This is a genomic window from Cetobacterium sp. (assembly GCF_051653945.1).
In the GTDB taxonomy this organism is placed as follows: domain Bacteria; phylum Fusobacteriota; class Fusobacteriia; order Fusobacteriales; family Fusobacteriaceae; genus Cetobacterium_A.
On the sequence record NZ_JBOFXD010000026.1, the window covers coordinates 1 to 7,339 of the forward strand.

Genomic DNA, 7,339 nt, shown 5'->3' on the forward strand with positions numbered 1-7,339 from the left:
ATTATAGTTTTAATGAATGGAAAGATTATTGCAAATCCAGAAAACTTTAAAGGGGATATGTATGCTTTTATAGCTTCTATATTCTATGGACTATTTTTATTTTCTGTTTCCAATGCAAGAAAGAGAGTCCCGGCAAAAGTAATTATGTTTGTAGCAGGATTAGGAAGTTTAGTAACTCTATTTATAGCAATGGTTTTAACTGAAGGAATACAATATCCAACAAGCGTTGAAGAAGTATTGCCTTTAATAGGATTAGCTATTTTCTCTCAACTTTTAGGACAAGGACTTATGAGTTATTGTGTTGGCAAAATAAGAATTACTCTATCTTCGTTACTTGTTTTGAGCCAGCCAGTTGTTGCGGCCCTATATTCTTTTATCCTTTTTCAAGAAAAAATATCCTTACAAGAGATTGGTGGAATAATTATCGTTTTAGTTGGTATTTATATATCTAAAAAACAGAGTACTTAATAAAAAAAATATAATTGAGGTGATACACATGATTTATGAAAATATTTTAGACTTAATAGGAAATACCCCTATATTTAAATTAAAAAAAATAGCGCATTGTGAGTGTGCTGATGTTTATATAAAATTAGAAAAATATAATTTAACAGGTAGCGTTAAAGATAGAGCTGCTCTAGGAATGATTCAAAAAGCTGAAGAACAGGGATTGTTACATAGAGGAAGCACCATTATTGAGCCTACAAGTGGAAATATGGGAATCTCACTAGCTTTAATAGGAAAAATAAAAGGATATAAAGTTATAATTGTTATGCCTGAAACTATGAGTGAAGAAAGAAGAAAGATCATAAAATCCTATGGAGCAGAATTGATTTTAACAAATGGAGCAGATGGAATGACTGGAGCTATAGCTAAGGTTTTAGAAATTACAAAAGATAGCAATAGATATTTTGTTCCTCAACAGTTTATAAATGAAAATAATCCTATTAAACACTATGAAACTACAGCAGTTGAGATAATAAAAGATATACCTGATTTAGATATTTTTGTTGCAGGAGTAGGAACTGGTGGAACAATTACAGGAGTAGGTAAAAAATTAAAAGAGATAAAAAAGGATATTAAAATCATAGGAGTTGAACCTCTTGAATCACCTGTACTTTCTGGTGGTAAAGCTGGGCCACATAAAATTCAAGGAATTGGAGCTGGATTTATTCCAGAGATTTATGAAATTAAATATATTGATGAAATTATTAAAATAAGTAGTGATGAAGCGATAGATATGACTAGAGAATTGTTAGAAAAAGAGGGACTTTTTGTTGGGATTTCTTCAGGAGCAAGCGTTTGTGCTGCATTAAAAATAGCTCATAAATTAGACTGTGGTAATAAAAAAATACTGGTAGTATCTCCTGATGGAGGAGATAAATATATTTCTATGAATTTAATGGGACAAGGATAATGTTTAAAGATTTAAAAGACAATATTAAAAATATTTTAAAATTAGATCCTGCAGCAAAATCATTCATAGAAGTATTATTTTTATACCCAAGTGTTCATGCTATTTTATTTCATAGGATATCTCATGCTTTTTATAAAAGAAAATATTATGTAATTTCAAGACTATTATCACAAATATCTAGATTTTTTACAGGAATTGAAATTCATCCTGGAGCAAAAATAGGAAAAAGGTTATTTATAGATCATGGTATGGGAGTGGTAATTGGAGAAACATCTGAGATTGGAGATGATGTTGTAATTTATCATCAAGTAACTTTAGGTGGAACAGGGAATGAAAATAGTAAAGAAAAAAGACATCCAACAATAAAAAATGGTGTGGTTATAGGAGCAGGATCAAAAATTTTAGGGGCAATAACACTGGGAGAAAATGTGAAGGTGGGAGCTAACACCACAGTTCTTCAAAATATATTGCCAAATTCAACAGTTGTAGGATTCAAAGGGGTTGTTATTCACTCAAATTATAAATGAAGAATATACTAAGAGGTGATTTTTATGAAAAATTATTTAAGTTATTGTTATAGATCTTTTAAACTTCTAATAAGAAATTTATAACTTTATTAATTATTCAAACAAAAAAGCTATTGTTCAAATGAGTAACTTTTGATTTTGTTGAGAACGTTATAAATTTAGCATTGAAAGACAAAAAATTGACAAAAATTTAAAGATCATATATTTTTGATTTTTAACAAAACTAATATTTTTATTATATTATAGCCATATCTATATTATAATAAAAATAGAATAATTAATATCTTAATTTAGGAGTTGATATTATGAAAAATACAATAAATACAATCGATGCACCTGCAACTATCAATTATTCTCAAGCAATCGAAGTAAATGGAACACTTTATTTATCGGGTCAAATTCCACTTAATCCCAAAACAATGGAATTGGAAGAATCAAATGACGTTGAAAAACAAACATATCAAATATTAGAGAATATTCAAGTCATTTTAGAAAAAAATAATTATTGTTTTGAAAATATTGTTAAAATAACAACGTATACTATAAATTTAGATGATTTTATAAAAATAAATAAAATCTATAATAAAGTTTTTATTAATATTAATTTTGTTAGATCATTAATAGAGGTTTCAAGATTACCAAAGAATTCAAATGTTATGATTGAAATTATAGCATCAAAATAAAATTAATTGATGACATACTCTAGCCATAAAAGTAATATATAATATCTTTGTGATTCCTGTATTATATCTCTTCAGGATATATTCAGTAAAATAGTTGAAGCATTAATCCCATTCTGCTTCAACTATTCCAATAAAAAAAATCTACAAGAGAAATTGTATACTTCTATTATAATAAATAAACTTAATTTATTATAATAGAAGTTTTTAATTTAATGTTTATAAATAATTATTTACATGTTCTAGTTTACAAAATACAATTATAGCAACTAGAAATACTTAATTCTATTGACTGCTCGCCTTATTCCCTGTAGAATCTATTTTATAGATAAAAACGTAAACTAGAAATATTAATAAAATAAGGATGTTATGAAAATCATGAAAAATACTGTTGAAGGATTTAAAAATGAAATAGATTTAAAAATATTCGAAAATAGATTAGCTGAAATTAATCCTACTTGTTTCTTAATATGGAAAGTTGGAGTTAATTTAGCTCTTAGAGTTTCTGATGTTTTAAAAATTACTGTTGAGCAAGCTGAAAATTATCTTTTAACTGGGAACTACATGGCCATTGATAAGAAAACTGGAAAAATTAATCATGTAAAAATAAATGAAAATACATCTATAGCTTTCAAAGAGGCTCTTGAGTTAAGAAAAAAAGCTATTGTTTCTGATGAGAATCCATTTCTATTTGTTGGCGAAGGAAATAGAACTAGTAAAAGTAAAAAACATATAACTAGACAAGCAGTTGATAAGTACTTTAAAATTGCAGTTTTTGATGAAAATTTAAATATTCATATAGGAACTCATACGATGAGAAAAACTTGGGGAAATTTAGCATATTCTAAAGGATACAAGCTAGAACTTATCATGAAAAGATTAAATCATAGTAGTCAATCTACAACACTTTTATATTTAGGTATTACTGACAGCGATATGAATAAAGTTGTTGCAGAACTTAACATTTAAAGTATAAATTTCTATTAATAATTAAATTTAAAAAAGTTGAAAAAAACGACCTCGTAAAATCGATTTTAAGGGCTTTGAAAAGATAAGGGTATACTTTAGTATACCCTATTTTTTATAATAAATAAAAAATTTAAACTTAAAATTAATTTCTTTATTCATATATTTTTATTATAGGTATTTATCTAATTTTTGTTGATTTTTATTCTATAGCATAGTATTATTATAAATAATATGAAATTAATAATACAAAAGGAGTTTTTAGATGATAAAGTATTATGTTAGAATTTCTACTGTAGAACAAAAATTAGAGAAGCAACTTTTAGTTTATGATAAAGCTGACATTATTTATAGTGATAAAGTATCTGGAAAAGATAAAGAAAGACCTCAGTTAAAAGTTATGCTAGAAGGCTTACAAAAGGATGATGTTGTGGTTGTTAAATCTTTAGATAGATTAAGTCGTAGTACAATGGATCTATTAGAAATAGCTAAGAAGATTGAAGATAAAGGAGCCACTCTAAAAGTTTTAGATAAAGATATTGATACTGGAACAGCTGTTGGTAAATTCTTTTTAACTATAATTGGAGCTATTGTAGAATTAGAAAGAGAAAATATCAATCAGAGAGTAAGAGAAGGGGTTGCTATTGCGAAGGCTGAAGGTAAATACAGAGGAAGAAAAAAAGGCAGTATTGAATTAAAAGGTGATAGTTTAAATAGATTTAAGATGTTTTATAATAAAGGATTCAATAAAACTGAACTTTCAAAAGAATTTGGAGTTCCAAGAGCTACTATATATAGATGGGAAAAAGTTCTTAAAGAAAGAGGAGAGCTTTAAAACTTATTATTAATAATAATTCTAGTATTTTATAAACAAGGTTTTTAAAGGGGGAAATTAATGATTTTTAAAGAAATATTTATTAAAAATTATCGTTCATTAATAGAATTTAATATTAAGTTCGATGAGGTTAATGATTTTTATAGAAATATTTATAATAATATAAATTTAAATGTTATTGCAGGAGAAAATGGGTCAGGAAAATCTTCTTTATTAGCATTTATTGCTTCAGTTTTTCACAATTTAAATCGTTATCCAGAAAGAATTGAATCTGATTTTAAATTTGTATATAAATTCAATGATAATGCAGATGAAATTACAATCTGTTTGGAGTTTCCATATTTAGAAATTAGAAGGAAAGAAGAAAGATATCAATTTTTTTTAGAAGATTCTATAAAAGAGTTAGATTTTAAAAAATTTAAAAAATCTAATTATAATTCAGAAATTTTTTTACATCTATTGCCGAAAGAAGTTACAGTTTCGAATTTTTCAATTGATTCTTTTTTTCCAAAAGAAAGACCACATAATTTTATAGGTAAAAGAATAAATATTAATAAAGTTGATAGTTACAAAAGTATTACAGGAAATCAACTAGGATTATCAAGAGGAATTGTATTATTTTTTAAAAAATATAATAATAGAAATTTTAGAGAAAAACTTAAAGAATCATTTAATCTTGAATTCTATGAAAAAACACCATTTTATATTTGGGTTTATAATGATGATCTTATGCAAGATATTTATGAGAAATATTCACATGAATTAATGCAAGAACTAGATCTGAATCTAGAGTATTTTATTAAAAGTATATATAATAAATCGTTTTTCTTAAATTTTATAGAAGAAAATGATAAAGTTTTTATTCATACAAGCGTTTTAAATATTTTGGCTATAGTAAATGACTCAAACCAAATTTATTATAAAATTTTAATAGAATTAATAGAGAATAAGATTATGTATCTTAATGATATTAATATCATTAAGGGGAAAAGAGAAGCTTGTTTTTCAGAAATGAGTTCAGGTGAAAAAAGTTTTATTTATAGAATATTAGGATCTTTATCTAATGCTTATAATAATAGTATTATTATATTTGATGAACTTGAATCACATTTAAATATTTTATGGACTAGAGATATTTTATGGTTTATTAAAGAATTATTTTCTGATTTTCACTTACAAATATTTATAAGTACACATAGTTATTTATTTATTAATTCAATTTTTAATGAAAATTTAATTTTTTTAGAAGATTTTAAGGTAAAAAAAATAAAAGAACCAATATTTTTAGCAAATGAAGTTGATATTTTTAAATTACTATTTCCAAATCAAAGTGTATTTTCATTATTTGAAGAAAGTGTAATAGATATATTTACAAAGAGAAAAATAAAATCTAAAGAGTTAGATCAAATTTCAAATTCCTATATGAAATTTCTTTTATTAACATCAAAGGAGACATTAAATGATTAAAGTTTCAAAAAAATCTAATAAAAATATAATGGAAATTTTTCATAGAAAAATAATTTTACTTCTTTTTAAATGGTTTCAAAAAAGTTCAAAAACTGTAAATTCAATCACTTCTTTTGATAAAGATAAAAATTTCACATTAGAGGAAATTAGAATTTTAAAGTTAATTTTTAGGAAAAAAAAGTTAAAAGATCATTTAAATAAAATTTTAATATTCTTTATCGAAAAAGAGAATTTTAGAAATCAAGAATTAAAACGATTAAAAAAGATTTATTTTTATCAAAGAAAACAATTAAAAAAAGGAAATTATAATTTAAAAGTTATAAAAATAGAACCTATAATAAGTGAATTATTTAGTGAATATTTTTTTAAATACTTATTTGAAAAGAAGGAATTTTGGAATGATTTTATTTCTACAGAATTTTCAAAAGGAATATTTAAAAAAAATTTTAAAATACAAGTATGTCCATATTGTAATACAGAAGGAATGTTTCAAGTAGAGAATTACAAAATTGATCATTTTTTACCTAAAAGTTTATTTCCTCTACTTTCAATGTACTATTTAAATTTAATCCCAATTTGTGAATCATGTAATTCATTTCATAGCGGAAAAGGTAATAATATAATAAAACCTATTCAAAGTCAATTTTATCAAGAGATAGGTACAAATATAGAATTTTATTTAGATTTAAAAAATAATTCTGTACATTTAAAATCAAATATTGAAGAAACAAAAAATTTTATAGATCTTTTAAAGCTAAAAAACAAATATGAAATAGATATAATATTTAAAAATTTAAAAAGCGATTTAAAAAGTTTTGGAATAGAATTATCTAAAGGAGTACCTGAAAGATATGAAGAATTTTATTCACGACAAATTAAAAGTTTTGAAGGAAGAAGTTTATATTATGCAAAAAAATATTTATTTAAAGACTATATAAATAAAAAAAATCTGAAGTAAGTTATCTTATAAAGAATAATTATATAGTTGCATAAGAGTTTTTAGAACATATAAAAATATATTATTGACATATGCTATAATATGGTATATATTAATATATATATAATTTAATTATAAAATTAATAAAAATTATAATAAATGGAAATTCCTTGCCATAGTAGGAACTTTTAATAGCCGGAGATTCCTTGCCATAGTAGGAACTTTTAATAGCTGGAGATTCTCTGCCATAGTGAGATAGAACTATGAATTTTCATAGTTTTTTTTTTAGGAGAAAATATGATAATAGCAAAATTAGATAAAAAATATTTAGAATTCATCCAAAATATTAAACCAAATTTTCACAAATCTGGAATAGGGGTCCCATCAGGAAAACGCGGAATAACAACGCTAAGGATTTTCCTGACCATTGATGCCCCCTTTATTTTCAATGTATTTCGACCATTTTTCATTCAAAAATTTTCTCAAGTAATCTAATTAGAGTTATTTCCA

Annotated in this window: 9 protein-coding genes; all 9 read left to right on the plus strand. The window is 24.1% G+C overall.

All coding sequences use genetic code 11. From position 1 onward, the window contains the following. A partial coding sequence (locus tag ACRC8M_RS02560; protein WP_438527709.1) for a DMT family transporter occupies nucleotides 1–468 on the plus strand: 468 nt, incomplete at its 5' end. 28 nt (nucleotides 469–496) lie between these two features. Further along, nucleotides 497–1,417 carry a cysteine synthase A gene (gene cysK / locus ACRC8M_RS02565; RefSeq protein ID WP_438527710.1) on the plus strand — a complete coding sequence of 307 codons (921 nt, stop codon included), beginning with the start codon at nucleotides 497–499 and terminating at the stop codon, nucleotides 1,415–1,417. After that, nucleotides 1,417–1,944 (plus strand): serine O-acetyltransferase EpsC, encoded by a 528-nt coding sequence (gene epsC, locus ACRC8M_RS02570; RefSeq protein WP_291942595.1) that lies wholly within the window; start codon nucleotides 1,417–1,419, stop codon nucleotides 1,942–1,944. Before cysK ends, epsC begins: the two co-directional genes overlap by 1 nt. Nucleotides 1,945–2,249: 305 nt before the next feature. Next, nucleotides 2,250–2,627 carry a Rid family detoxifying hydrolase gene (locus ACRC8M_RS02575; RefSeq protein ID WP_438527711.1) on the plus strand — a complete coding sequence of 126 codons (378 nt, stop codon included), beginning with the start codon at nucleotides 2,250–2,252 and terminating at the stop codon, nucleotides 2,625–2,627. A gap of 375 nt (nucleotides 2,628–3,002) precedes the next feature. Further along, nucleotides 3,003–3,593 (plus strand): tyrosine-type recombinase/integrase, encoded by a 591-nt coding sequence (locus tag ACRC8M_RS02580; protein ID WP_438527712.1) that lies wholly within the window; start codon nucleotides 3,003–3,005, stop codon nucleotides 3,591–3,593. Nucleotides 3,594–3,855: 262 nt separating this feature from the next. Then, nucleotides 3,856–4,425, plus strand: a complete 570-nt coding sequence (locus tag ACRC8M_RS02585) for a recombinase family protein (RefSeq protein ID WP_438527713.1) — start codon at nucleotides 3,856–3,858, stop codon at nucleotides 4,423–4,425. A gap of 60 nt (nucleotides 4,426–4,485) precedes the next feature. Next, nucleotides 4,486–5,892 carry an AAA family ATPase gene (locus tag ACRC8M_RS02590; protein ID WP_438527714.1) on the plus strand — a complete coding sequence of 469 codons (1,407 nt, stop codon included), beginning with the start codon at nucleotides 4,486–4,488 and terminating at the stop codon, nucleotides 5,890–5,892. Continuing rightward, a complete protein-coding gene (locus tag ACRC8M_RS02595; RefSeq protein WP_438527715.1) occupies nucleotides 5,885–6,850 on the plus strand; it encodes a hypothetical protein in 966 nt (321 codons plus the stop codon). The genes ACRC8M_RS02590 and ACRC8M_RS02595 overlap by 8 nt, the downstream gene beginning before the upstream one ends. A gap of 276 nt (nucleotides 6,851–7,126) precedes the next feature. Then, nucleotides 7,127–7,324 carry a hypothetical protein gene (locus tag ACRC8M_RS02600; RefSeq protein WP_438527716.1) on the plus strand — a complete coding sequence of 66 codons (198 nt, stop codon included), beginning with the start codon at nucleotides 7,127–7,129 and terminating at the stop codon, nucleotides 7,322–7,324. The last annotated feature ends 15 nt before the right edge of the window (nucleotides 7,325–7,339 follow it).

Bases quoted from the DNA above. Each gene is read 5' to 3' on its own strand.
- cysK (WP_438527710.1), top strand. From the start codon at position 497: ATGATTTATGAAAATATTTTAGACTTAATAGGAAATACCCCTATATTT.
- epsC (WP_291942595.1), top strand. From the start codon at position 1,417: ATGTTTAAAGATTTAAAAGACAATATTAAAAATATTTTAAAATTAGAT.
- ACRC8M_RS02575 (WP_438527711.1), top strand. From the start codon at position 2,250: ATGAAAAATACAATAAATACAATCGATGCACCTGCAACTATCAATTAT.
- ACRC8M_RS02580 (WP_438527712.1), top strand. From the start codon at position 3,003: ATGAAAAATACTGTTGAAGGATTTAAAAATGAAATAGATTTAAAAATA.
- ACRC8M_RS02585 (WP_438527713.1), top strand. From the start codon at position 3,856: ATGATAAAGTATTATGTTAGAATTTCTACTGTAGAACAAAAATTAGAG.
- ACRC8M_RS02590 (WP_438527714.1), top strand. From the start codon at position 4,486: ATGATTTTTAAAGAAATATTTATTAAAAATTATCGTTCATTAATAGAA.
- ACRC8M_RS02595 (WP_438527715.1), top strand. From the start codon at position 5,885: ATGATTAAAGTTTCAAAAAAATCTAATAAAAATATAATGGAAATTTTT.
- ACRC8M_RS02600 (WP_438527716.1), top strand. From the start codon at position 7,127: ATGATAATAGCAAAATTAGATAAAAAATATTTAGAATTCATCCAAAAT.